22 protein-coding genes, 1 tRNA gene and 2 pseudogenes are annotated in these 25,866 nt (G+C 53.1%); 19 read left to right on the forward strand and 6 right to left on the reverse strand.

Going from position 1 to position 25,866, the window contains the following annotated elements; all coding sequences use genetic code 11:
• Positions 1-585: 585 nt before the first annotated feature.
• Positions 586-1,893 carry a tetratricopeptide repeat protein gene (locus AVO44_RS12155; RefSeq protein ID WP_068337349.1) on the reverse strand — a complete coding sequence of 436 codons (1,308 nt, stop codon included), beginning with the start codon at positions 1,891-1,893 and terminating at the stop codon, positions 586-588.
• A gap of 495 nt (positions 1,894-2,388) precedes the next feature.
• Here AVO44_RS12155 and gntH point away from each other — a divergent pair, with 495 nt between their 5' ends.
• From gntH to AVO44_RS12205, 10 genes and pseudogenes are all read left to right on the forward strand, one after another.
• On the forward strand, positions 2,389-3,690 hold the full coding sequence (gene gntH / locus AVO44_RS12165) for a guanitoxin biosynthesis MBL fold metallo-hydrolase GntH (RefSeq protein WP_068337354.1): 1,302 nt from the start codon (positions 2,389-2,391) through the stop codon (positions 3,688-3,690).
• Positions 3,691-3,770: 80 nt separating this feature from the next.
• On the forward strand, positions 3,771-4,799 hold the full coding sequence (locus tag AVO44_RS12170) for a CobW family GTP-binding protein (protein WP_068337356.1): 1,029 nt from the start codon (positions 3,771-3,773) through the stop codon (positions 4,797-4,799).
• A gap of 5 nt (positions 4,800-4,804) precedes the next feature.
• The gene (locus AVO44_RS12175) at positions 4,805-5,152 is read left to right on the forward strand and encodes a DUF1622 domain-containing protein (RefSeq protein WP_068337358.1); all 348 of its coding nucleotides are present in this window, start codon (positions 4,805-4,807) and stop codon (positions 5,150-5,152) included.
• Between the two features lie 20 nt (positions 5,153-5,172).
• The gene (locus tag AVO44_RS12180) at positions 5,173-5,598 is read left to right on the forward strand and encodes a YidH family protein (protein ID WP_068337360.1); all 426 of its coding nucleotides are present in this window, start codon (positions 5,173-5,175) and stop codon (positions 5,596-5,598) included.
• On the forward strand, positions 5,598-6,491 hold the full coding sequence (locus tag AVO44_RS12185; protein WP_068337362.1) for a bile acid:sodium symporter family protein: 894 nt from the start codon (positions 5,598-5,600) through the stop codon (positions 6,489-6,491). Before AVO44_RS12180 ends, AVO44_RS12185 begins: the two co-directional genes overlap by 1 nt.
• Positions 6,488-7,177 (forward strand): hypothetical protein, encoded by a 690-nt coding sequence (locus AVO44_RS12190; RefSeq protein ID WP_068337364.1) that lies wholly within the window; start codon positions 6,488-6,490, stop codon positions 7,175-7,177. Before AVO44_RS12185 ends, AVO44_RS12190 begins: the two co-directional genes overlap by 4 nt.
• Positions 7,178-7,217: 40 nt before the next feature.
• Positions 7,218-8,327: an HlyD family secretion protein gene (locus AVO44_RS12195; protein ID WP_068337366.1), complete on the forward strand. Its 1,110-nt coding sequence runs from the start codon at positions 7,218-7,220 to the stop codon at positions 8,325-8,327.
• Between the two features lie 240 nt (positions 8,328-8,567).
• A complete protein-coding gene (locus AVO44_RS12200) occupies positions 8,568-9,920 on the forward strand; it encodes a phospholipase D family protein (protein ID WP_233421990.1) in 1,353 nt (450 codons plus the stop codon).
• 677 nt (positions 9,921-10,597) lie between these two features.
• Positions 10,598-11,005, forward strand: a pseudogene (locus AVO44_RS21820) (adenylate/guanylate cyclase domain-containing protein); the annotation flags it as partial.
• Positions 11,006-11,068: 63 nt separating this feature from the next.
• Positions 11,069-12,439: a tetratricopeptide repeat protein gene (locus tag AVO44_RS12205; RefSeq protein ID WP_233421980.1), complete on the forward strand. Its 1,371-nt coding sequence runs from the start codon at positions 11,069-11,071 to the stop codon at positions 12,437-12,439.
• A gap of 272 nt (positions 12,440-12,711) precedes the next feature.
• Here the strand turns inward: AVO44_RS12205 and AVO44_RS12210 are convergent, their stop codons facing one another.
• On the reverse strand, positions 12,712-13,875 hold the full coding sequence (locus AVO44_RS12210; RefSeq protein WP_068337371.1) for a tyrosine-type recombinase/integrase: 1,164 nt from the start codon (positions 13,873-13,875) through the stop codon (positions 12,712-12,714).
• A gap of 112 nt (positions 13,876-13,987) precedes the next feature.
• Here AVO44_RS12210 and AVO44_RS21040 point away from each other — a divergent pair.
• Both AVO44_RS21040 and AVO44_RS12215 read left to right on the forward strand, forming a co-directional pair.
• A tRNA-Thr gene (locus AVO44_RS21040) sits at positions 13,988-14,078 on the forward strand.
• A 410-nt stretch (positions 14,079-14,488) separates the two neighbouring features.
• Positions 14,489-14,995: pseudogene (locus tag AVO44_RS12215) on the forward strand (IS6 family transposase); the annotation flags it as partial.
• 55 nt (positions 14,996-15,050) lie between these two features.
• On the opposite strand, the gene AVO44_RS12220 reads toward AVO44_RS12215, so the two are convergent.
• From AVO44_RS12220 to AVO44_RS12230, 3 genes are all read right to left on the reverse strand, one after another.
• Entirely contained in the window at positions 15,051-15,476 is a 426-nt protein-coding gene (locus AVO44_RS12220) for a MarR family winged helix-turn-helix transcriptional regulator (protein WP_068337375.1), read from the reverse strand.
• Between the two features lie 64 nt (positions 15,477-15,540).
• Positions 15,541-16,029, reverse strand: coding sequence for a nucleoside deaminase (locus tag AVO44_RS12225; protein ID WP_068337377.1), 489 nt, complete (start codon positions 16,027-16,029; stop codon positions 15,541-15,543).
• Between the two features lie 326 nt (positions 16,030-16,355).
• The gene (locus tag AVO44_RS12230) at positions 16,356-16,958 is read right to left on the reverse strand and encodes a DsbA family oxidoreductase (RefSeq protein ID WP_068337378.1); all 603 of its coding nucleotides are present in this window, start codon (positions 16,956-16,958) and stop codon (positions 16,356-16,358) included.
• Between the two features lie 640 nt (positions 16,959-17,598).
• Between AVO44_RS12230 and AVO44_RS12235 the strand changes: the two genes are divergently transcribed.
• The 5 genes from AVO44_RS12235 (at position 17,599) to AVO44_RS12255 (ending at position 22,258) form a co-directional block, all read left to right on the forward strand.
• Positions 17,599-18,837, forward strand: coding sequence for a transporter substrate-binding protein (locus AVO44_RS12235; protein ID WP_068337859.1), 1,239 nt, complete (start codon positions 17,599-17,601; stop codon positions 18,835-18,837).
• A gap of 103 nt (positions 18,838-18,940) precedes the next feature.
• Positions 18,941-19,807 (forward strand): branched-chain amino acid ABC transporter permease, encoded by an 867-nt coding sequence (locus tag AVO44_RS12240; protein WP_068337380.1) that lies wholly within the window; start codon positions 18,941-18,943, stop codon positions 19,805-19,807.
• The gene (locus AVO44_RS12245) at positions 19,804-20,820 is read left to right on the forward strand and encodes a branched-chain amino acid ABC transporter permease (protein ID WP_068337382.1); all 1,017 of its coding nucleotides are present in this window, start codon (positions 19,804-19,806) and stop codon (positions 20,818-20,820) included. Before AVO44_RS12240 ends, AVO44_RS12245 begins: the two co-directional genes overlap by 4 nt.
• Positions 20,817-21,533: an ATP-binding cassette domain-containing protein gene (locus AVO44_RS12250; RefSeq protein WP_068337384.1), complete on the forward strand. Its 717-nt coding sequence runs from the start codon at positions 20,817-20,819 to the stop codon at positions 21,531-21,533. The genes AVO44_RS12245 and AVO44_RS12250 overlap by 4 nt, the downstream gene beginning before the upstream one ends.
• A gap of 2 nt (positions 21,534-21,535) precedes the next feature.
• The gene (locus AVO44_RS12255) at positions 21,536-22,258 is read left to right on the forward strand and encodes an ABC transporter ATP-binding protein (RefSeq protein ID WP_068337386.1); all 723 of its coding nucleotides are present in this window, start codon (positions 21,536-21,538) and stop codon (positions 22,256-22,258) included.
• A gap of 47 nt (positions 22,259-22,305) precedes the next feature.
• Here the strand turns inward: AVO44_RS12255 and AVO44_RS12260 are convergent, their stop codons facing one another.
• Positions 22,306-23,202, reverse strand: a complete 897-nt coding sequence (locus tag AVO44_RS12260) for a LysR family transcriptional regulator (protein WP_068337387.1) — start codon at positions 23,200-23,202, stop codon at positions 22,306-22,308.
• Between the two features lie 135 nt (positions 23,203-23,337).
• Between AVO44_RS12260 and AVO44_RS12265 the strand changes: the two genes are divergently transcribed.
• Together AVO44_RS12265 and AVO44_RS12270 are read left to right on the forward strand one after the other, a co-directional pair.
• Positions 23,338-24,321: a carbon-nitrogen hydrolase family protein gene (locus AVO44_RS12265; protein ID WP_068337389.1), complete on the forward strand. Its 984-nt coding sequence runs from the start codon at positions 23,338-23,340 to the stop codon at positions 24,319-24,321.
• Positions 24,321-25,814 carry an amidase gene (locus tag AVO44_RS12270; protein WP_068337391.1) on the forward strand — a complete coding sequence of 498 codons (1,494 nt, stop codon included), beginning with the start codon at positions 24,321-24,323 and terminating at the stop codon, positions 25,812-25,814. The genes AVO44_RS12265 and AVO44_RS12270 overlap by 1 nt, the downstream gene beginning before the upstream one ends.
• Positions 25,815-25,866 lie beyond the last annotated feature (52 nt).

Below are 25,866 nucleotides of genomic sequence, written 5' to 3' on the forward strand. Positions count from 1 at the left end.
CAGGCAGACGCGCCCATCTACAAAATCTCTGTGCCCCAATCAGTGCCCAGCGAACGCCACCAGCGCCAATACCGCGAGAGCGGTTTCGTCCTTGTCCGCATGTGAGACATCGGACGTGGGCGCAGCGAATGGCCGGTTTGGATTTCAGTCTGTTTCACGCCTTTGAATGTCCGGTTTCGGGACACGTGCTGCAACGCCGCGTCAGGAGCCGAAAACAGCACGTCGTGTTGAAGCGGATTTCGCAGCATCGGCGACCGGAGGAAAAGTCCGCGACTCGGACATAGCCGCGTTTTTCGCCACTGTCCGCTCCTACGCGAAGCAGCTACTCATGGTCGGAACATTCAAAATTTCGCTCTTAGCGTCTGCTAAACGCACATTACCAGTCATCTGATCAAAAGACTCGGATGACTGCGTCGAGCCCAAAGTTGCCAGTGGTGCTCAGGGCGCGAAGGTCTGCGATGTGTAGATAGGAGCACTTACAGCCAAGTTGGTTGAAACAACTAGACTGAGGTTGCTGTTATCGACTGGATGGAAGGTGGCGAGTTGGTCGCGCGGACTCCTTCGGCTAGCTGAACTTCTGCTGACTCAACTTGGTGAATACATATCAAGCACCGAAAGAACGCGCGAACGAGTTGCGGAGTCATTCACGAAAAACCGAGCTATAACTTCATGGGCAGGAAAGTCCGGCCAAGTGTCCAACATTTCGACGATTGCCTTCTCCGCCCCTGCAGTATTGCCTGTTTCGTGATAGGCGGTCGCGAGCAAAAAGAGGCTTGGAGGACTTACGGGATGGCCTCGCTCTGCCGCTTTGGAGAAGGCCTCTATGACTGTGTCATAGTTCCCCAGCATTAGTTGTGAAGCGCCGTAGATATTGTTGTATGCGAAACGGCCGACGCCTAGTCGAGACCGTTGTGGGTCAGACACTTCGGCCATAAATACTGGATCATTTACCACTAGGGCCGTGATGCCTATCAGATCCAAAGTATGGCCGTCTTGAGGGCTAAGGTCCAAGGCAATGCGGGCACGTCTAAGCGCTCCTGAACTATCTCCAGTCACGGCAAGAGTCCAGCCATGAGCGGCCTGGGACCAACCATCCAAGGGGTCTAGCGTAGTAGCGCGTTCTGCCATTTCCAAAGCTTCAGCAACTAAAGCGGTTGATGCGTCAGTATCGCTTGTCAGAAGTGACTTAAGTGTGAGCACCTGGGCCGAACCCGCGTAACCTGCAGCAAGGTTCGGATCGAGTTCAATCACATACCGAAACGTTTCCAGGTTGATAGCTTGCCGTCGGAGGTCGATCAAAGGAAAAAACAATCCCCGTGTTTGCTCGGCTAAGTTGACAGCCTGAACACTGGTAATTGACCGTTCCCGAAGCGCAGCCAGTTCTGCGGAGCTTTTAACGGTTGCGAACTCCGTTTTCGATTGGGAACCGCTAAGTCCAACATACCCCAGTACAATTGCCAACAAAAGCGTTGATCCGACGAAGGGCAGCAGGAGTCTGTGACGCCATAAACCGAAAGAGTTCGAAGATTCCGACTGGCTTTGTCCAACACTTGGCTTCGTCGCGAAGGATCGTTCAAATTGTGGTCGATACCCCCCGGTTTGCATAGTTATGCGCAAAGGGTCCGATCTGCCCGCGCCACTGTAGTAGTTCTCCAAAGCACGCCTAAGGCGACGGGCTTCAACCCGCACGAGGTTTAGTGCCCCTCCGTTCTCGTCAAGTTCCTTATCGTAGACATCGGTCGCAATAACTTTGCCCTTTATAGAACTCCCATGACCGTCAAGTTCCTGCTCGACAATGTACTTCAGGAAGGACTGCAGTCTGGGTGAACCAGCAAACTCTGCAGATGTAAGGACGCGCTCAAGTGCTTGTCTAATTTCTTCAGCTGTTACCATTTTCTTAGAAAAAACCTGATTTAAGCAGTCTTTTCAATCTATTAATGACCATCCTGATCCTCTGAATTTAAGCTGAACTTACCCCTAGCTCACCGTAACTCACTTTCCTTTCGCTTCATCCACCTTCTAACATATTGACTAAAGTGAATACAAAAAGGTCACATTCTGCCATGAACTGCAGGGAACTCCACACCCTCATACCCGAGTATTCCGAAGCGGCTCTGTCCAGAGCCCTAAGGAACAAAAATGTACTTGAGGCGGTGGAAGACCTTGATGAAGCCCTTAAGCATGTAGCCCTCTCGCCAGAAGAGTCTTCAGTGCGAAAAGAGTGGGAGACCATTCGAGATGAACTACTAACTGAAATTCGAAGACTTACGCAGAGGTTAAGCGATGCAATTTGACATCGAAGATGCGACCGAACCGTTGATCCTGATTGTCAGGGATCAACGGCAAGCCAAACGCTGAGCACCCAGTCTTTACTCGGAGGATCCAAACATGAGCCAACCACGCAACCCTTACGGGCAACGCCCCGGCGGTGGTATTACGCTGCCAGAGTACTACCGCCCAACACCAGGCTGCAGCAGCAACAACTTTTTTCCACCGAATGAGCTTCTGCCAGAAGGTGAGATGCGCATTTGTTTCACCGGCAGTACACCTTGGCCACCCACTTTGCAGCAATCGGGCACCTCAATTGTGCTGGAACTCGGCAACGGTACGCCCTTCCCGCGCCGCCTGTTCTTTGATTTTGGCAATGGTTGCGTGAAGAACATAATCCAGCTTGGAATTTTGCCGCCGATGGTGCGCGACATCTTCATCAGCCACCTGCATGTCGACCACTATGCGGACTTGCCCTACTTCATGCCGTTCCGCGCTTGGGGCGGTGGTTGGCGCAATGGTCTGCGCATCTTTGGCCCGACTGGCGACCGTCCGGAGACGGGCACGCAATATATGGTCGACAAGATGCACGAAATGATGACGTGGCATCTGGAGAACTTTGACCATTGTCCAATTGGCGAAGGCTACAACACGGAAGTCGTCGAATTTGACTATAAAGACGAGGGCGGCGTAATCCTCGAAGAGCCTGGTCTGAAAGTCACCCACTGGGCGCGCAGCCACGTGAAGAATGGCGCGTCGGCCTATCGTGTGGACTGGGAAGAAGCGGGTCTGTCCTTTGTATGGACGGGTGACGGTCGTCCGGACGAAAGCACGATCAAGTTTGCAAAAGGCTGCGATATCTTCGTCACAGAAGGTCAGGCCGATACGCCGCAACTGTTGAACTATAAGTACGGTACTCCGAAAGAGGTATTGGAGTTCACTTTGGACACCTACCATACGCCGTACTACGCGGCAGGGTATCTGATGAACGAAATCCAACCCCGCGCTGGTATGATTTGTCACTATACCGAAAGCCCGGAAGGCGAAGCCATTCAAGAGATCAGGGCGCATTGGGATGGTCTGTTCATGTGGGGGGGGCCTGACATCAAGGTGGTCAACGTCACGAAAGATCGGATCTGGGAACGAATGGCCCTGCGGCCCGAGACGCCCGCGATGCAGCCTCCTAACCCTGCCACCTTGCCGGTGGAACGATTCCCGGATGGTAAATTGCCGGAATATGTGCAAATGCCGAAACCGCGTCTTCCGCGCGAAGAACAGCAGGATGCATTCCTGCGTGAGCGGGAATTGGAACCGTCGATCTATATGCCAGAAGATGTCATTCGTCCGTTAACTCAGCACTACGATGAGGAAACATTCCGCGTGGACATCCAAGCGCTGATCGACGCTCGCGAGGGTCGCTAAGTCATATAGCCCAATGACAATCCGCCGCGCTGGAATCCGGCGCGGCGTTCTTCCCATTTTATAATGAGACGAGTTCGAAAATGACCGAAACACTCAAGGAAGCTGTTCCACTGACGATCCTGACGGGTTTTCTGGGGGCAGGCAAAACAACGCTTTTGAATCACATTCTGACCGGTGATCATGGGCTCAAGGTGGGCATTCTTGTGAACGACTTTGGGGCAATCAACGTGGATGCCGAACTCGTTGTCGACGTGGAAGACGGGATGATCAGCCTCGCAAACGGCTGTGTGTGTTGTCAGATCAGAGACGATCTGATTGAATCCGTCGCTGAATTGCTGGAGCGTGACGACCCGATCGAGTACATAATCCTCGAAGCAAGCGGTGTTGCCGATCCTTCGGGGATCTATATGACATTTGTGGACTCGTCTTACCGGGACATGATCCGCTTAGACAGTGTGACCTGTGTCGTTGATACCGACCAGATCTTCTCGCATGAAGATCCGGAACTCGTGAAACTAAAACTGGAACAAATCGGCTTTGCTGATCTTGTGATCTTGAACAAAGTTGATCTGGCTGGTGTAGAAGAGGCTGCAAAAGTCAAAAGCTGGATTGATGGGCACTTCAAGCGGGTGCGCATCGTTCCTGCGGTGAAATGCGAAGTACCGCTCGAAATTTTGCTTTCAGTCGGTCGTTTTGATGTCGCACGGTCAATTCCGGACTCGGATCACCACCAAGACCATGAACACCACCACGGGCATCATCATGGGATCACCTTCAAAACCTGGAACGGAACTTGGGTTGAACCGGCGTCGCGACGCGCGCTTGAACGCATGGTCAAACGCGAACTTCCCGGCAATATCTACCGGTGCAAAGGTTTCGTACGTTTGGCCGAGGACTCGGCGTACCGATACGTGTTGCAGGTTGTAGGCAGGCGCGTTGAACTGACGCGGGACCGTCCATGGGGCGAAGAAACTCCGCAAACAAGGCTTGTCGCGATTGCGCATGGGTCAACGCTCGATCCAGAGCATTTGGACGAGTTGTTCAATTCTTGCATGATGTCGTCTGTCGGAAACGAAAATAGCCAAGATATAACTGTCGCAGCGGGATAGTTACCATGCATGGTTTCGAGATTCTGATCGTTCAAGCGGCGAGCTATATCCAGATCATTTTCGAAGCGGCGAGTGTTATCGTTGTGGCGGCAGGGGGCATCGCCTTCGCTCTTGCGCTCATCAAAAACCGGAAGTCGGACGCCGAGCCGATCGCCCGGCGTATCCTTGGGAAATACCTGATTGTGGCGCTTGAACTACAATTGGGCGCGGACATCATCGCGACCGCAACAGACCCAAGCATCGAAGAGCTTGCCAAGCTGACCGCCATCGCCTTTGTCCGAACGTTCCTCGACTATTTTCTGGTTCGAGAGGTCCGCGAGGAGAGGGTCGAGGACAAACCAAGTGAAACCTGATTTTCTGACTGAGGCGCCTAATGGACTTTGACGACGAGGACTTGCCACACCGTTCCAACGCGCAGTTGGCCAGTGACCGAACAGATCTGGCATTCGAGCGTTCTCGGCTCGCGTCAGACAGGACGACCATGGGGTATATGAGAACGGCTACGTCGCTCGTTGGTTTTGGCTTCTCTATACCCGCACTATTCAGAATTTTGACTGATGTGCCTGGGTTGGAAGAGGTTCCGATAGAACATGCACGTTTTGTCGGATTATTCATGCTGATACTGGCAGTAATAATGCTATCTGTCGCCATCATACAGCAAATTACTTTTCTTAAGCGGATCTCTGATATCTCAGGAAAGCCATTTCCGATTTCACCTGCGCTGGTCTCAGCCGGGTTGATCTTGGCGGTCGCTATTTACGCTACAATCAGCATCCTTTGGAATGTGGAACCACTGTGATGGAGTCGCCACTGCCCTTTGAGCAATCCGTCACCCTGTTCATCCATATCTTCATTACTCTGGCCATGCTTTGCATCGGGATGAGTGCCACGCTGCGCGAAATGGGTGCTGCGGTTCTGGAACGCAAAAAGCTAACGCACCTGCTTGCTGCAAATGTCTTTATACCGCCCGTCATTGCAATCCTGATTATCGGGATTTTCCCCCTACCCAGACCGGTCAGCGCCGTTTTGTTTTTGTTAGCGGTCGCCCCCGGCGGCATCAACGCTGTCCAGTTTTCGACCAAAGCGCCGGGACAAGTCAGCGCGGCCGGGGCCCTATTGGTCTTACTTTCAATTATCGGCTTGGTTCTTGCACCTTCGGCCGCACAGGTCGTTCTTCCAACCGCCACGCTGGAACGTGTCGCTTGGGACCAGCTAATGATCCGCATTGTGGGTGTGATCGGAATTCCCTTGCTTTTGGGGATTTTGATCCGACGATTTTACCCGGATGTCGCCGAGCATATCTACAAACCGGCGATGCTGATATCGACAGTCTCATTCATTGCATCTGTCGTAGCAAGCATCAGCATCCGGCAGGAAGCCGCTGTTGGATTGGGACCTTCGAGCCTGATCGCCATATTGGTTTTCATTCTGTCCCTAATGGCGCTCGGCTGGTTTTTAGGCGGCGAGAATAAGGAGTATCGGCAGGTCCTTGCGACCTGCACAAACCTTCGCAATGTCGGTCTTGTCTATCTACTTGTGGATGCGTGCTGCTTTGATCCGGCCTATTCAGCGAGCGTTCTGGCCTTCATGATGCTGATGGTCCCAATCAACCTTGTGTTCACAATTGCCTGCGCGGTGGTACGGAAACGGCGTAGCCAATCCGGGAATGAGGGTCGGAGCACCAATACATGACAAGTGTTCAAACGTGTCTTGCCACCATGGTCATTATAGATGCTTCCGCTTCTTGGGCGCAGACCGGAGAAAACGAAAAACTATCGGATGATCCGACCAAAATTGTTACGAAAATCGGCGTTCGTTATAGTGACTTTGGCACTCTATTCGGTTCGGTTGCTTTTGGGCCTGTCACAAAGATCAATATATCGGTCTCAGAAGACGATCAGTGGCGCATTGGTGGCTCTTATCTCTTCGATTTTGGGATAGTTAATTTCTCAGCGTCCGAGCAAGAGCTGGAAGGCGGCGTCAAACAAACGCAATACGCCATAGGGACCTTTGTGCCGCTTGCCGCGTTTGGCGTTCAACCGAAAGGATGGCTTTTGTTCCCGGCTCTTGGGGCAAACTATACCGACGGTCGGATCAGCAACAGCGACTTTGAATTTGCTGATGCCTTTCCCGCTGAAATTGCCAGCAAGGGCGGTTATATCGGAATACTTGGCCTCAAGCCATTGTCTGAACGATGGGTTGTAAAGACCGGTGGTGTCCTATCTGCCGGTTCCAACGACTATTCCGGGTACACCATTGGTGCGGGCCTTACCTTCAATGCGTCGCCGGAAGACAGCATCAGCGTGTTTGGCAGCCATATCGACAATAGTTTCGGAACACGTGATCTTGTTGGCATCAGCTATACGCACGAGTTTTGACGGCAACGGATCAAAAGAAACACAGTGAGGGCGATCAACGATGCTCATTATTCTCGGACTGTATTTTGGCATTGTCTGGCTGGTTTTTGCGAAGCTCAAAATCCTGCCTTGGAACGGGTTCTTCAAGACGGTCGTATATGGTGGAGCTTTAGTGATAGCACTGGTAGTTGTTGGAGCCTTAAACCACACGACACCATCCGGGACTGTGTCCGTGCAAGGCGCTGTCATCAACATTGCACCGAACGTATCCGGCCCTGTCACTGAAGTGGCGGTTACGGCAAACCAACCGGTGGCGAAGGGTGATGTGTTGTTTCGAATAGATGACACCACCTACGCGGCTGAAGTTGCCCGACTTCAAGCCTCTCTCGCATCAGCACAGTCGACCGCGGACCAGTTGCAGACAGACTATGAGGCGGCGCTTGCAGAAATTGATTCTCTTGAAGCTCAACTCTCTTTCGGTGTGCAGCGTCGCGACGATATCGTTCAGCTCACTGGGCGCGGTGCTGCCGCTGAATTCCAATTGCAGGAGGCAGTTTCCACGATTGAACAACTCGAAGCTGGTCTGCGTGCAGCGCAGGCGCGTAGGCGGAGCCTTGAACGACGCATCGCGGCGCAAGTGGACGGAGTCGATGTTGGAGTTGTAGAAGTTCAAGAGGCGCTGGCCCAAGCTGAGTGGGCATTGCAGCAGACAGTTGTACGTGCGCCTGCTGACGGTATTGTGACGGCGCTCTCGCTTCGGCCTGGCAATCGCGTCACGACCTTGCAAGGCGCAATAAATTTCATGGCTCCTTCGGATCGGCTGCTGATCGCGCGGTTGCCGCAAAGCAGTTATCCCAACGTGTCCGTTGGCGATACGATCCGGATCGCTTTGGGCACAATGCCAGGTCAAGAGTTTGAGACCACTATTCTGTCAATCCCGCCGGGAACGAGAGAAGGTGCGTTGGACACAAGGGGCGGGCTGCCTGGCCTGCGCGAACTTGCAGGCACGTCAAGCTACATTGTCACCATTGATATCCCAGATGGCCTTCCTTCAGATCGTGCGCAGCTTGGCACATCAGGAACCGCACTGATAATCACGGAAGAGGCCGGTGCAATTTCAGTGCTGGCTGAAATCCTGTTTTGGATCAATAAGAAACTCAACTACATTTGAGTTCAAGTTCGACAAACGGGGCAACTCGGCGCACCAATTACAGGAAACTGAATGCGGCTGATCAGAATTTGTTTGGTTTTGATAGCGGTGATTGCGCTAGCCGTCGTTGGGTTAAGGTTGGCATTTCCGCTGCCTGAGGAGAATTTTTCGCAGCAAACGTTGAAACAGGACGCCGATTGGGCCGGCCCCTTGGGTGAAACCATTAAAAACGCTGTTGAACGCAACCGCGGGCTCGATGGGGTGCGGACTTTGGGCGATGGGCGCGCTGCATTTGCGGCCAGGGCTATCCTCGCGAGAGAGGCGACTTCCTCAATCGATGCGCAATACTATTTTTGGCAAGATGACGTCACCGGCCTTATGCTTCTTGACGAGCTTAGGGCGGCAGCCGAACGCGGTGTTCGGGTCAGATTGCTTGTCGACGACAACGGTATCTCGGGGCTGGACGATCTGCTTTCAGAGCTAAACGCTCTCACCAATGCGAACGTGCGTATATTCAATCCGTTTACGTTGAGAAAACCCAAGCTCCTGTCTTATGCATTTGACTTCAGCCGACTGAATCGGCGGATGCACAACAAATCAATGACTGTAGACGGGGTTGCCACGATTGTTGGGGGGCGCAACATTGGCGACATCTATTTCGACTATGGGGCTGGAACGCACTACCTGGATTTAGACGCGATAGCCATCGGCCCAATTGTGGACGAGGTTTCACAATCGTTCGACGCCTACTGGAACAGTGCCTCGTCTTACGATGCTGGACTACTTTTAGATCCTCCAGCGGAAGACAGCCTGCAATCCAAGGCGGATGCAGCACGGCAAACCGCCGTTGGCGCAGGTTACCAAAAGGCTATTCAGGAAAGTGAACTGGCCGACCACATCGCGGCACATAATCTGAAGTTTGATTGGAGCGAGGTCACCCTTTTGGTCGACGATCCCGCGAAGGGATTGGGCGAAGCCAAAAGTGAAGACCTGATGGTCGAACAACTGATCGAATTCGCTAAAAGTTCACAGACCTCACTGGACCTTGTTTCGGCATACTTTATTCCTGGCGAAAGAGGCTCTAAGGTCTTGGAGGAGTTAGCCAAGTTAGGTGTTAGGGTCCGTATATTGACCAATTCTTTGGACGCGACAGACGTGATGCCGGTTCACGCTGCGTATATGCGTTATCGATATGATTTGTTGAACAGCGGAGTAGAACTTCTGGAACTGCGAGCCTTGCGTCGGGAACATCGCGACAGAAGCCTGCCAGAGATCCTGGCTGGGTCGGCATCTGGGCTGCATGCAAAAACCTTTGGGGCGGATGGTGAGCGGATCTTCATTGGCTCATATAACCTCGATCCAAGGTCTGCGCATCTCAACACAGAAATGGGCATCATGATCGAAAGCCCAACGATTGCTGCGTCACTGGCTGAGCAATTGAACAAACCCGAGTATTCGTATCGCGTCGATCTGAAGGAAGACGATGAGATGATTTGGATTCAAGAAGAACAGGATGGGACAGTCACTGTGCATACCACTGAACCGGAAACCAGTGGCTTTCAGCGAGGGCTTACTGCAGTCGTCAGGTGGCTACCGGTCGAATGGATGCTGTGAGCGGTTTTTCGAATATGGTACTTTCATCATACACGGGCCGACCACCCGTTCACCGGTCGGTTGGGCCGACGGAGCCTTTGATTTTGGCCTTCACAATCTCCATCCTATGAGGACGCGCCTGCTGCGTTCCTTGGGAGTACCATCCCAACCAAGCTAGACAGCCTGACACATCACCAGACATTGCACCCCATAGCACCGAAATCTGCCCGCGCTTTCCTCCTTGTCAGATTTATCGCCGCTGCAGCTCACGCTGACAGCAGCCACAAACCTTAGACGAAGCCGCCGATGAGTCAGTTTGTCGGGATGTGTGACAACGGCCCAAAGCCGACTTTGAGCACAGCCGCCGAATTCTGCGTCCGCAGCCCGCTTAGCGGCCCTTCCCTGCGACCGCAAAATCTCAACACAAGCGAACTCACAGAACGCGGACACAGCGGCCACCCGCTTCCTCTTCAACAAGGGCCGTTGGCAGCCCCAAGCGGACATTTAATGAACTACTACACTTCGCAGTCAGACACAGCTTCAAGGCTGATGCCTTATCAAGACTTAACAATCGCTCTTTTTGGAAATGTGTGTTCGGCTAGCGCATCTGGCCTAGAAGCAATTTTGCGTTTAGCGTGGTGCCCACTGTGGGAGTTCAGTCTTTGGAAAGACGTCTAGCAGCGATACTTGCCGCCGATGTGGTTGGCTATAGCCGTCTTATTCGAAATGACGAAGCCGGCACGCTTGCAAGGGTCAAATCCCATCGCGAGCAGTTTTTTGAACCAATTGTCGCTTCGCGACATGGGCGCATCGTCAAATTGATGGGCGACGGCTTGCTTCTTGAGTTTGCAAGTGCAGTTGAGGCCGTTCGGTGTGCGTTGGACATGCAACACTATGTAAGCGTCGCTAATGCGGACCTGCCGCAAGATTCGCAGGTGCGATACCGGATCGGTCTCAATGTTGGCGACATTGTCGTCGATCAGGATGACATTCACGGGGATGGTGTAAATGTCGCCGCACGCATTGAAAGCCTGGCTGTCCCGGATGGCATTTACATGTCGGCTAGCGTTTTCGAACAGGTCCATACCAAGCTCGATCTCACCATCGAAGATTTGGGGATGCGAGAGGTCAAGAATATCTCCGAACCCGTTCACATCTACTGCCTTGCAATGGATGAAAAGGCGAAAGCCATCGTTTCTCCTATCGTGCCACTTACAAACAAGCCTTGGAAAAATCGCCTAACCACGGTTAGTTGCACCGCAATTGTACTGGCGTTAGTAGTCGCGGCATGGCTTCAACCTTGGTCCGTGGTGCAATCCCCGGACACGGATGAACAAGCCGCAGCCCTGTCTGGCAAACCCTCCATCGCGGTCATGGCGTTCGACAATCTCAACAACGACCCAAGCCAAGATTACCTCAGCGACGGACTGAGTGAGAACATCTTGACCGCCTTGTCCCGTTTTTCAGACTTCTTCGTAGTCGCCCGAAATTCGACGTTTTCATATAAGGACACTCCGGCAGATATACAGAAAGTGTCAGAAGAATTGGGTGTTCGCTATATTGTTGAGGGGAGCGTTCAAATTGCCGGTGAGCGTTTGCGCGTGACGTCCCAACTCATTGATGCGACGACGGGCCAGAATATCTGGGCAGACAGCTATGACCGAGACCTACAGGACATTTTTTCAGTACAGGATGAGATAACGCGAACCATAGCTTCGCTTCTCTCCACGAATATCGATTTGGCAGAGTACAGCCGTCTTAAGCATCAGCCTACTGATAGTCTTGGCGCTTACGAATTGCGCAAACGCGCGCAGGAGGAGTGGTTTACCTTCACAAAAGAAGGAAACATCAGGGCGGAAGAGCTTAGCGCAAAAGCCATTGCTCTCGATCCGAACTATGCTGGGGCGTATGTCGAAAACGCTTGGGCACATATAAACGGATATCGTTGGGGGTGGACGAACTCTTTAACGCGCGAGGAATCACTGAAGCGCGCATTTGAGATGGCGCGGAAAGCCATTGAACTGGAACCCTTCAATTTCAAAGGTCATTGGGTCTTAGCCAATGCAACTACTCAGAGCGGTAACCTTGAGCGGGCTGCTTCGCTTTACGACAAAGCAATTTCTCTGAACCCAAATTCGGCATCCGTTCTGGCAGATTCCATCGACCCGCTCGTCTATGGCGGCAAGGCGCCTGAAGCCGTTGAGCGCATGAAACTGGCGATCCGGCTGAACCCACATCACCAAGACTGGTATCTTTGGAATCTGGGTTGGGCTCAGTACTTCGCCGAGGAGTATGAAGATGCAAAGGCTTCAGTTGAACAAATGAACGTAATACCCGACGGCTTGAAACGCACCTACGCGCCAATTCTTTTGCGCCTTGGTCTTCCCAGTGATGCGCAGACCGTTATCGATGAGTTTCTAGCGGCCAATCCCGAATTCACTATCCAAGAGGCGATGAATGCGCCATTCGAGAGTGAGGCGTATCTCAATCGATGGGTAGAAGATCTGCGAAAACTGGGTGTGCCTGATACCAAAGAATGAACGATAATTCGAGTTTCGCTTTGCGGGTATCGCCACCAGACTCAGACACTCACAACTATCGCGACAAACTTTAATCCTGCGATTTGCGGCTGTGGCTTTGTAGTATTTTCAGCCCGAACCGGACATTCATCGTTGGGCTTTGCGAACGGGAAGTAGAGATTTGGACATCTTATATCTCCGTCCATTCCCTTCCGTCCCAAACATCGACACTGTGCCGACAGCTGCAGTCTAGTTGCCGCTCGCGTGTCTTCAGCACAGGAAATTCTCAGGTTTCAGGAACTGCCACCGCTGATCTTCTTACCCATCACATCCGCTGCCTGCCGCAACGGGTCATCTGCGAGGTGCGCGTAGCGTTGCGTGGTAGACTGGTTCGTGTGTCCAAGCAATCGACCGACTATAGGCAGACTCAGACCGCTGGAAACGAGATGCGACGCATGCGTATGCCGATTGTCGTGGATACGGTAGTCTTGAAGACCTGCTGATGTGGTGACCGAGCGCCAAAATTTCTTCAGATCTTTGTACGGTTGGTCCGGAGAGCGTCCCGGAAACAACCAGCGACTCTCAGGAGAATCCCCTGCGCTCATTGCCGCAAGCAAATCACAGGTTGCTGACGATATTGGCAGGTGCTCTCGTCGCTTTTGCTTTGTGTGGTGGGACGGCTTTGTCCAGACCGCTCGATCCAAATCGAAGTCTTCCCATTTTGCCGTCAGGACTTCGCCGATCCGTGCACCTGTCAGGAGTTGCAGTCGGATAGCGTTGGCTGCAACCTGATTTGGATGCTCTGACAGAGCCACCAACAGCCTTTGCAGCTCATCGTCCGACAGCCAGCGGTCCCGCTTTTCCTCGGGAAACTTTTCTATGCCGCGCGCCGGATTGTCAGAACGCTGACCCCAGCGCACAGACAGTTCAAACATTTTCGACATGAGGGCCAGAGTGCGATTGGCTTGATAGGGCGTACGACGCATTTGATTGTGAAGCTTCTGAACATGCTGATGCGTCACTTCAATGACTTTAAGGTCACCAAGCTTGGGGAGAATGTATCGGTCCAGCATTGACCGATCATTCCGAACACTCCCGGGACGTTTCTTTGGCTCCGCATGTGCGGTCATGTATTGCTCGGCAAGTAAGTTCACTGTTGGTGAATGCCTGAGCGTTTGAGCGTCCGCGACAGGGTCTCCGCCACGCACCACGTCAGCAAGAATCGCGCGTGCCATTTCGCGGGCGGCACCCAATGCCAAGGTCGGCCCATATCGCCCAAGTGTCTTGCGTTTCGACCGTCCGGTTTGTTTGTTTCGATATTGAACTACGAAGCTTTTGACACCGGTTGTTTTCACGCGGAGTCCAAAACCCGGCAGACCGTCATCCCAATAGATCGTGTCCCGGTTTGTTGCTGAAAGGCGATCGACACTTGATTTTGTTAATCTGACGTTGGGCATATTGGTCTCGGACGGATTGGGTAAGCAAAAGGTAAGCAAAGTGCGGAGCGTTGGGAAGGGTCTTATAGAAACCTCTGCACGCTAAAGCTTCTGTTATTTAAGAGAATATACTGCCCAATCGAATTGGCTATAATGCTATCGAAAATATGGTGATAAGATTTGTAATCAGTAGGTCCGCGGTTCGAGTCCGTGTGGGGGCACCATTAAATTATATTAAATCAATACCTTAAAGGCACACGCAGCTTGCGTTTATTATAAGCTCGAGTTGTAAACACTAATAAATCACATTTGGCCTCAGTCGAGTTGGGAATCGCTGTTTGCGGAGGCTTTCTGGGCGTTCAATTGGACGGCCCTCATTCTTCTATTAAGTGGCTGAAAATCAGAAAAAATCTGGTTTGTTGACCAAATTATTGGGGCTGGAAGCATAAAGATCAGACGTGATCGTTGATGAGGTCATGTTTGTCTTGGAAGGCGCAACGTCGCAGCGGAAAGCCCCTTTTCTAAGTTCACCGCCATTTGGCTTCAAAGTGTCGCTGTGATGATCGGGGAGGCTGCGGATTTATTTTGTTTAAGGACCCTTACCATCATGAAAACAACTAACCAGATGTCCTCTATCCGACACGACCGGCCCCGGCCGAACGACAAATGGCATATGAATGAGGTCGTCCGATCAATGGCGTGAAACACTGGGTGTGGAAGGCAATCGATGCCAATGGAGATGTACTCGACATTCTGAGCCAGCCTCGCCGCAATGCCAAAGCCGCACGGCGTCTCTTGGGTTGGCTGGTCGCCACCTACAGCAATCCGCGTGTTGTGATCACCGATAAGCTGCGCAGCTATACGAAACCGATCAAGGCTATCACGCCGGGTGCCGACCATCGTGCGCACAAGGGCCCCAACAATCGGAGCGAAGGATCACATCTGTCGACGCAAATGCGGAAAAAAGATCATGGGCCGATTCAAGTCAACAAACCGAGCGCAACGATTCCTTGCCGCCCACGATCAGATCAACACAATCTTCAGAACCCGCCGATATCGCCTTCCCGCTCTGTCCTACCGCCGCGCGAGAACTGACGCACTCGACCTTTGGAACGCTTACGCTGCCCAGCTGTCAGTCTGATTTCACGTTTATTGAAACCGATCCGTGCAATATGGTCCCCTGCCCTGGATCCGTCTCAGCGATGCTCGCGGATATCCGCGCTGAACAATCGCGTCGCAAGAAGTTCCTCGGAATCACGCTGGTCGAAGGCGGTGTTCAGGGCAGCCTCATAGTCGGCGGATGCCCGATTGAACACTTCGCGCCCAGTGTCAGTAAGCACGGCATAAATGCCTCTTTTGTCATCAGGACATGGGTCGCGCGCCACGAGTTGACGGCGTTCGAGCCGCTCCACCATACGGGAGACTGAACTCTGGTTCAGGCGAAGCTGGGAGGCGAGTTCCTGAAGGCGTAGTTCGGATGTCGGTGACATGGAAAGCGCCCGCAGGGCACGGTATTCTGAGAGGCCAAGACCATGGCCGGACTGCAGGGCAGCAGCCAACTCGGACTCAATCTCTGCGATCTGATGGATCAGCCGTTCCCAAAGTTCTCTCTTGCGGGACATCGTGAAGCAACACTCCTCTTATCGATCTCGGTGGATGTATGTCCATGCAAAATTCGAACCAAGCCTATTGTCGCGATGTTCGCAAGGCGTGGAACTCCTCGAACGGCGCGATCGCTCCCGGCACCTCCAGCCTGCCGACAGAGGGCGTGTGCCAAGTCTGCGGGTCCTGAGCAAAGAGCGAGTAGGTGAACCGATAATCAAAGCCCATTCCGGCGGCTTCGTCGCGATCCACGGCATAATGGATCTCGGCGATTCCGGCGTGGAGCGCGTTCATGTAGCACATGGCGCAGGGTTCTCCGGAGGCCAGTAGAACGGCACCCGGCAGATAGGAGGTCCGTTTCGCCCGGCAGGCGTCGCGGATGGCCTCGACCTCGGCATGTGCCGTGGGATCATTCATCGCAGTGACAGTATTGGTCCCTCGCCCGAGAACTGTCCCGTCCCGGTCAACAACCATGGCGGTGAACGGAATGCCGCCCGCCTTCACGTGCTGTGTCGAATGGGCGATGGTTTCTTTCATAAGGCGCACGAGGCGCGTCTTCGCATCTTCAGTCATACTGTGTTCCCATTTGTTGGTGGCGCGCCGTGATCAATAGGCGGCGCGCCCGAATCGGCGTCAGCCGATGCAACCCATGGCTCTCTGTATCCTTGGACTATGGCGAGCTTTAGCCATATCACCCCGAGGATGATGACAGCCAGCCAAATAGCTTGAGTGAGCGCAAGCGACGGATCGAGCCGCACGTTTGCAAGATAAGCCACCCCGACAGAGCCGAACCCGACATCAGTCTTCTTTAGCGCTGCGCTGAGGAAGTCGAGCGTCTGAAGGAGTGCCGAGGTATAACCAAGACACGTTCATTCTCCGGCGAAAGGCTGCTGGTCGCATCAGAGTGCCGCATCCAGTTCGAGATCATGAATCGCGATCGTCAGGTCCTTTACCGATGGCGTGCCGCGGAATATCCGGCGGCCGATAACGATGGTCGGAACGGACGTGATTTCCATATCGTCTTGGGCGTGTCTCAGAGCTTCGCGATGGCGCTCTGTGTATGTGCCGTTCTCCAGTGCTTTCCTGGCGGCATCGAGATCGAGACCGGCATCGGCCGCCAGATCGATCAGGACATCCGTGTCGCCTATATCGCGATCTTCCTGGAAGAAGGCTCGCAACACACGCATGGAATAGGCATGCGCCCTATCAGCATCCTTGGCCATCTCAAGAAGTTCAAACGCTTTTGCCGTCCTGGGTTGCGGTGAGATGGATGGAAGCTTGATTGGGACCCCAAGCTGTTCGGCCATGGGGTAAACCGATTGCTCCCAGATCGCGGGCAAGTAAGGGTCTTCCGGGCGAAGTGTTGGAACGGGATCGGGCCTTAGCTCGAACGCGCGCCATTCTATATGGATGTCCCGCTCCCCGATCACTTCGGAAAGCCGTGCCTCCGCCAGAAGACAGAAAGGACATACGTAGTCTGAATAGACTGTGATGGAGTTCACTAGAGGTCTTCCCTATATTTATGCGTGCGCATGCAAATAGATAAATCTATGCCGGTGATCAATCCTGCATGCACATGCAAATAAGTCACATCGCGGTGATAATGATCAGCGCTGCAAGTTGATTGCATGCATATGGTGATCAGGGGGCCTGTTCCGGTGGGGGGTACGCTAAGCAGAACCCGCCAGGCCCTGGCGTTTTATGTAATAGCCCCAGCGGAACTGGCCCCAGAAATTGAGTATCGCCATCACAAGGGGTTAAACAACCGCTCCGAGGCCTCACACAGACATACGCAACGGCGAGAGAAAACAGTGAGCCGGTTTAAGTCGTCTGGTCAGGCTTAAAGGTTCTTGTCGGTCTACGATAAAACCGCCGCACGGTTCCGCCGACAACGCCACCGACTTTCTGCCCGTTCCCAGGGCCACGCCCGAACCGATGCCTTCGCACTTTGGACCGAGCATGCAAAGGACTTAGCCGCTTTTAACCAGCACTCTACCCCGCTCTTGCCCGGCGCAAAACAGCCTGACAATGCCCACTGACGGCAAAGCGTGCGAATTTCAGCAACGGATCGTTAGAGTCTTGTTGATTTCAGCAACAGCCTCCTGCCGCTAAGATCGGAAACAGTTGATGTGGGAGGAACAGATGACACATTTGACGCGTAGAAATTTTGTAAAGACAGGGGCCACTGCGCTTGTGAGTGGCATGGTCAGCGCACCATTCTTGAGCAGTCGTGCAAAAGCGGCCGAGCCGATTACTGTCGGTGGCATCCATGACACAAGTGGCATTCTGGATATTCTTGGCAAGCCCATGGCGCAACTCGCGCGGTTTGCCGTGCATGAAATCAACCAGGCCGGAGGTCTGTTAGGCCGGCCGCTTGAACTGGTTGAGTATGATCCCCAGTCCAACATGCAACTCTATGGCCAACTGGCCCAAAAGCTGGCGCTTCAGGACAGGGTCAGTGTTGTTCACGGCGGAATTACCAGTTCCAGCCGAGAGGTCATTCGCCCGGTTCTTCGCCGCTTTGAAACTCTGTACTTCTACAACACACTTTACGAAGGCGGAGTTTGCGACAGAAACCAGTTCGCAATCGGGACAATGCCCGATCAGACTGTGGCGAACCTGATGCGTTATGTCATGAAAACGCATGGAAAACGCGTCTACGTTCTGGCTGCGGACTATAATTTTGGTCAGATCAGCGCAAATTGGGTGAAAAAATACGTCACCGAGAACGGTGGGGAAGTCATAGAAACCGAGTACTTCCCGCTTGATTTTGGCAATTTCGGCCCGACAATTTCCAAGATTCAGGCGTCCAAGCCGGATGCGGTTATCTCGATCCTGGTAGGTGCGACCCATCTTGGATTCTATCGTCAGTGGGCTGCGGCTGAAATGCTGTCTCGCATACCTTTGGCGTCAACGACGTTCGGCGCTGGTGGCGTCGACATCAAACAATTGGAGACACGGGAAACGGATGGCATCATCAATGCCGCAACATATGTTTCCGGAATCCAATCCAAGGCCAATCAGGACTTCCTTACGCGGCTGAACGCGTTCTATGGGGATGATGCTCCGTTCATGTCGGAACTGCCCTGCACAACATACGAAGGCATGATGCTTTGGGCAAAAGGGGTAGAAGCGGCAGGGTCCCTGGACAGGATGAAAGTGATTGAAGCGCTTGAAAGCGGTCTCAGCTTTGAGGGGCCGTCCGGCCGCGTTTCAATAGATCCAGCAACGCATCATACCATCCGTGATGTTCACATCTCGGAACTGTCGGACCGGAAATGGACGGTTTTGGAGACAACACAGCAGGTGCCGCCAACGGCCACGCAAGAAGTCTGCGATTTGAGCGCAGACCCAGACGCCAACTTTCAGCACAAGCTGTAGACCCACGTCACCATCACTTTCAGGGCGGAGTATTCGGCCGCTCTGCCCGAAAAACTTTTCGAATGTATCCGGGAAACCGCCGGGTGCATTCAGGGAGGATCCAATGGACTATTTAGCTGTCGTCGCGATTGAATTGTCTACTGCGATCGCCACGCTCGTGTTAATCGCGGCAGGGCTCGCAATTATCTTCGGTATGATGCGTGTAATCAATGTCGCACATGGCGAATTCATGATGCTGGGCGCCTATGCGACGCTGATGGCGTATACAGCCGGCCTCAATCTATGGATATCGGTGTTCATTGTCGCACCGCTGGTGGCTGGCATTTGGGGGGCCATTGTTGAGTTTCTGCTCATCCGGCGGCTTTATGGCCGCGTCGCGGATACGCTTTTGGCAACCTGGGGCCTTAGCCTGTTCATGATTGGCGCTGTTACCAGCATTTTTGGCAATACATCGAAAGGCATTCCAACACCACTCGGGGCAGTCAATATCGGGCAGTATTCTATCTCGGCCTATTCTCTGGTTCTTGTATTGTCGGCGGTGGCCGTTCTGATGGCCACGTGGCTTGTATTGAACAAAACGCGTCTCGGAACGGTCGTTCGGGCAACGATCCAAAACCCGGATATGGCAGAAGCGTTGGGCGTCGATCACCGAAAGGTTTATTCGCGCACGTTTGCTACCGGCGCAGCAGTTGCCGGGCTGGCTGGGGGCGTTCTTGCCCCGATTTCCGGCGTCGTGCCAACGATGGGGGCTGCGTTCATCGCAAAAGCTTTCATTACAGTCATCAGCGGCGGCGCTGCAATCGTAGCAGGTGCGCTCAGTGCATCCGTTGTGTTTGGCGGCATTAGTCAGGCCGTCACTTTCGTGTCCGGAGCCGTTTGGGGCGAAGCCATGGTGCTGTTCGTTGCAGTTGTCATTCTGCGCGTCATGCCCGGCGGCTTCAGTGAGTTTCTGAAAGGAAAAAGGTCATGAATGCGAACCGTAATAAATCAACGGTCTCGGCTGCATCCATCGTTGTCATCGCAAGCGTGGCGGCAGTGTTTGTACCCAGTATGCTGCCGATGTTCCAAGCGATACAGATGACACAGTTTGTGGCCCTGTCCTTTCTGGCCCTGAGCCTTGCCTATGTTTGGGGGCACGGTGGGATCATGTGCTTCGGGCAGGCAATGTTCTTTGGCATCGGTGGCTACGCCTATGCGATTGCAACGATCAACGGCTTGGAAAGCACCATAAGCCTGCTGATCTCTGCCGCCGCATCCGCATTTTTCGCCCTGGCCCTTGGATACTTTATGTTCTTCGGACGGCTCAGGGCGGACATCGTCTCGATTGTTACGCTGGTCGTGTCCCTTATCTTCTACAAACTGCTGGGCAACAGCAGCGGCGCAAGTCTGCAAATCGGTCAAGCCAGCTTGGGTGGCTATAACGGTATTCCTGGAATTCCTCCGTTGAACGTTCCGTTTGACAGCACGTCCTTTCTAGCCCCACCCGAAACGCTTACCTTCAGCGCGTTGCTGCTTATCTTGTGCTATTTGTTTCTCGCGCAGTTGAACTGGCGGAAATTCGGGCGCGTCACGCATGCCACTCAGCAAAACCCGCTGCGCGCTCAGCTGCTTGGCTACGATACGCGGCGCCAGTTGATGTATGTTTTCGCCATCGGAGCGGCAGTCGCTGGATTGGGCGGAGGCCTGTTTGCGGCATACCAAAACTTCATCGACCCCAACGTGTTCGCCCTGCCCATGTCTTCCCAAGCTTTGGTTTGGGTCATGCTGGGCGGGCGCGGTACACTATTGGGGCCGATCATCGCAACCTGGGTGCTTCAGTACTTGACGCTGCAACTCGCCGGTCAGAAAGCAATCGGTCCCAATATCGCACTTGGCGTTATCATGATGGCTGCGGTTCTTGCTTTCCCCAAGGGTCTGGCTGCCCTCAACAACATATCTCTGGATTTCTGGAGAAAAGATCAGAAGAAGGAGGAGAAGGCATGAACACACTCCTGCAAACAAAAAATCTCACAAAAAGCTTCGGCGGCGTCGTTGCCCTGGATAACGTCGACTTCTCGATCAAACCCAAGGAGCTCAGATGTATAATCGGCCCGAATGGTGCAGGTAAAAGCACTTTCTTCCGATGCCTGACAGGCCAGCACATTCCCACAACGGGCAATGTCTTCTTCAAAGGGCGTGAAATCACCGGAAGACAGATGCATGAGATTTCAGGCTGCGGAATAGGGACCAAGACCCAAGTCCCGAACCTGTTTGACGACATGACAGTGTATGAAAACCTTTGGCTGTCCGCTTCTAGCAACGCATCGAAAAACGAAGCACAGGACCGAATATCCGAAGCTGCGCGGCTTACACGGACAGAGTCACTCCTTGATGAATTTCCCAAAAATCTGGCGCATGGACTTCGCCAGCGTGCTGAACTGGCGATGGTTATCTCTGCAGCGCCTGATCTGGTGCTGCTGGATGAACCCGCCGCCGGGCTTACACATGCCGAAACATGTCAATTGGCCAAAATCATTCAGGCTGTGAATGAGAAATCGGCCGTCGTAATCGTGGAACATGACATGCAATTTGTGCGTGAGATTGCGGATAAGATTACAGTCCTCTGCCAGGGTGCCATCCTGATCGAGGGCTCCGCGGAAGCCGTACTTTCAGATGCTCGCGTGCGTGAAGTTTATCTTGGCAGAAAGGCGGCTTGATCATGGTTGGACCTCATAAACTCATCAGCGTCCAAAATACCGAGACAGGATACGGGTCAATAAAAGTGCTGAACCGACTGTCGCTGGACGTGCAAGAAGGCGAATTTCTGGGCATTCTCGGGCACAACGGAATGGGCAAGAGCACTTTGATCCGCTTGATCATGGGTTATCTTCCGGCGTGGAGCGGCTCCGTGCACTTTCGGGGGAAGGATATCACGCGCCTGTCAATCCATGAGCGGGCTCTGCTTGGGTTGGGATATGTTCCGCAAGGTCGGCAAATCTTTCCGGATTTGACCGTTGAGGAAAATCTTCTCATGGGCCTTCAGTGCAATATCAAAAGCAAATGCAAAACTGATGTCGACAAAATTCTCGACTATTTCCCCCGGCTTTCCAGGCTTCTGGATCGAAACGGTGGAGTTCTGTCTGGTGGGGAGCAGCAATTGCTTGCTCTGGCGCGATGCCTGATCGGTGATCCCGCCGTTGTGCTGTTGGATGAACCCACTGAGGGCATTCAACCGAATATCCTCGACGAAATAGTAGACACCTTGCTGCGCTTCAAGAAAGAGCGGTCCCTTTCGCTGGTACTGGTTGAGCAGAACCTGGATTTTATCTTAGATCTTTCGGAAAGAGTGGTTACGCTGGAAAGCGGTCGCATCACCGGCGCGATGGATCCGAAACGGTTGCAAGACCCCAGTGTTGTTCAGGAATATGTAGGGCTTTGCTAACAATTTTCGCCGCGAAAGAAATTTCGTGGCGAACTATATACGATTTTCTAATGCAGCAGGTTGGATTGCTCATTCAGGTAGTCGATAAATAGCTTTGCTGCTGGCAACAGGCGGCGCTCTCTTCTTCGGATCAATACAGTGCTTGGCGCTACGTTCAACAACTTGTCAATTTTTGCCGCCCATAATTGCCCCCTCTTTACCTCTTCGGAAACCGCATAATCTGGCAGAACAGACACTGCGCCAAACTCTCTTACATAGCTTTTTATCGATTCAATGTGGTTCATTGAGCATATGATCCGCGGCCGGATATCACACTGATTGACGGCCTCGTCAAAAAGTCTTTTTGTTTCAAACCCATCATCCAAGCTTATCATTGGATACTTCACCAAGTCGTTGAGTTTCACAATCTTTTGCGCGGCAAGAGGATGGTCATTTTGCATCACTGCAACAATTGCCGTATCGAGCTTTAGCACTGTATCAATCTCGGGCGGGGATTGGGAAAAAATGGCAACTCCGAAATCAACTTCGTTGCTGATGACATCTTCAATTACATTTTTTGACGCTGATACGTTGCATTCAAAATCAACGCCTGGGTATTTTTCAGAGAATGACGAAATTATTCGAAGCACCCAGCTCGACATGACGCCTTCGATTGCTGAAAACCTAACTGTGCCGGATTTGATGTTGTGTATTTCATCTATCTGACCACGCGCCAGATCAAGGTCGCGCATCGTTTGGCGCATGTGTTGGGATAGTATCTTGCCTTCAGGGGTAAGAAACATACCGTCAGAACGCCGTTCAAACAGTTCAGTTTTAAAGCTGTGTTCAAGCAGTTTTATTTGCCTGCTAATTGCGGAAGCAGACACATTCAATCTTTCAGAAGCCGCGCGCACGGATCCGCTATCAGCAACGGAAAGAAAATATCGGAAGCTGGTTATATGCACGATTCCACATCCTTGGTGTTCCAATATATCGAACACATCATTCGCATGATTGCGAGTTTTTCGCCAGCATTTTTAATGTACGATGAATTCAAGACTTCAATAATTGCAAACGGCAACGCGTCGGAAAGGTAAAAAATGAAAGAAACTGTTAAGGTTGCAGTGATTCAAGACAGCTCCATTCCATTCGATGCAACGGCTACGACAAAGAAGGCCTGCAATCTGATTAGGGAAGCGGCTGAAAACGGTGCAGAGCTTGCGCTTTTCCCCGAAGCTTTTGTGGGAACCTATCCCAAGGGGCTTAATTTTGACGCGCCAGTCGGAAAACGCTTGCCTGAAGGCCGCGAGGATTTTCTGCGATATTTTAATAATGCCGTTGAAATAGACGGCACCGAGGTTGCCCAACTTGTAGATATAGCACGCGAGTGCGGGATTTTTGTGGTTATTGGCGTCATCGAACGCGATGGGTTCACGCTCTATTGTACCGCGCTTTACATTGACCCGCAAAAGGGCCTTGTCGGGAAGCACCGCAAGGTGATGCCAAGCGGGTCAGAACGCTTGATCTGGGGCTTTGGCGACGGATCCACGCTTGAGGCGGTTTCGTCAAACCTTGGAAAACTGGGGGCAGTGATCTGTTGGGAAAACTACATGCCGGCCGTCAGGTTGGCTATGTATGATCAGAACGTCGAAATCTATCTTGTCCCCACGGCGGACGATCGGGATACCTGGCTGCCGACCATGCGTCACATCGCGGTTGAAGGGCGGTGCTATGTCCTGAGCGCATGCCAGTATATTCAGTTGAAAGATTTCGGTCCCGACTATCGCAGTGTACTTTCCGATGACCCGGAGGCGGTTGTGATGCGTGGCGGAAGCACGATTATCTCCCCCCTTGGCGAAGTGATCGAAGCACCGGTCTTTAACGAAAGAACAATCCTCTACGCGACATTGGACAACGCGAGCCTGATCCGTAGCAAATTCGACTTTGACCCGGTTGGACATTATTCAAGGGCCGACCTCTTTTCGCTTCATATGGACGTATCGGTCAAAGAGGTCGTGACCAAAGCACCGTCTGACCCGGCGTCCCAGACATCCGGCACAAACATATACAGGGAGGATGCGTGATGTTTCAAAAACCAACCGTTGAACAGGTTCAAGAGACTGCATCAGAGCTTGGCATGGCATTGCCGCCCGAGAAAGCTGCGGCATTTCTGAATGAAATGGGGCCGGTGTTTGAGGCTTACGACCTTCTGGATTCACTGGATGACGACATTCCGCCAGTCAATTATCCGCGCGGTGAGATCGTGGAGCCATCTCCAAGCGAGAATGACATGAATGCCTGGACTGTGAAGGTTCGCATTGATGGCGCGCCAGAGGGCAAGCTGTTTGGAAAAACGGTAGGCATTAAGGACAACGTGAACCTTGCCGGCGTGCCAATGGCCAACGGCTCACCCACGCTTGCCGGTCATGTCCCCGCATTCGACGCCACGGTTGTGACACGGCTGCTCGACGAAGGCGCGTCCATCGTTGGCAAGACAACATGTGAGTGCTTTTGCTTATCAGCTGGAAGCCACACGTCCTGGCCGTTGCCGGTGCACAACCCTCATCTGCATGGTTTCTCGGCCGGGGGTTCCTCCTCGGGCAGTGCGGCTCTGCTGGCGTGCGGTGAGATTGACCTCGCTATAGGCGGCGATCAAGGCGGTTCGATCCGCGTGCCTGCCGCGTTCTGCGGCGTGGTTGGCATGAAGCCGACTTATGGTTTGGTTCCATATTCCGGAATTATGCCGATCGAAGCGACGGTGGACCACGTTGGCCCGATGAGCAGAAACGTACGAGACAATGCGCAGATGCTGGAAGTGCTGGCGGGCAAAGACGGCCTCGATCCCCGGCAATCCGTCGACCATAAACCCGATTACACGGCCTCCCTTGGCCGGGGCGTCGATGGTTTGAAAGTTGGCATACTAAAAGAAGGGTTCGAACTGCCGCTTGCCGAAAAAGACGTCACGGATGCGACCCGCTCTGCCGCTGAAAAGTTGGCTGAAAACGGTGCGGTCGTCGAAGAATTTTCTCTTCCGGAACACCATGTACTGGCTGCGCTTTGGGCCCCTCTCGGCATGGAGGGTTTGACCGCCCAAATGATGCTTGGAAACGGCATGGGATATAATTGGAAAGGCTTGTACGACGTCGGCCTGATGGAGGCGCATAAAGACTGGCGTTCCCGCGCCGATGAATTGTCCACCACCCTGCGGATCGCCATGATCGTCGGACGCTATGCCCAAAAGAACTACTTCGGGACTTATTACGCCAAGGGTCAGAACATCGTCCGTCGGTTGACGCGCAAATATGACGAAGCCTTTGCCAAGTATGATGTCATTCTGACACCCACGGTGGTCATGAAAGCGACACGCTTGCCCGGCCCGGACGCCGACGTTTCCGAAATTGCGGCAAGAGCCTGGGAAATGCTGGGGGCTACATCGCAGTATGATCTGACAGGGCATCCAGCGCTTTCCCTGCCATATGGATACTCTGACGGTTTGCCCATCGGTGTTTCAATAGCATCCGCCGCGTACCGAGAGGATCTGATCTATCAGGTTGCCGCGGTTCTGGAGGCCGACTGACAAGCCGCCACGACCTCAAGCCTTCGCGCTGTGCCGTTCCGACCTTCGCGGC

Origin of the sequence: Ruegeria profundi, from assembly GCF_001507545.1 — a bacterium.
In the GTDB taxonomy this organism is placed as follows: domain Bacteria; phylum Pseudomonadota; class Alphaproteobacteria; order Rhodobacterales; family Rhodobacteraceae; genus Ruegeria; species Ruegeria profundi.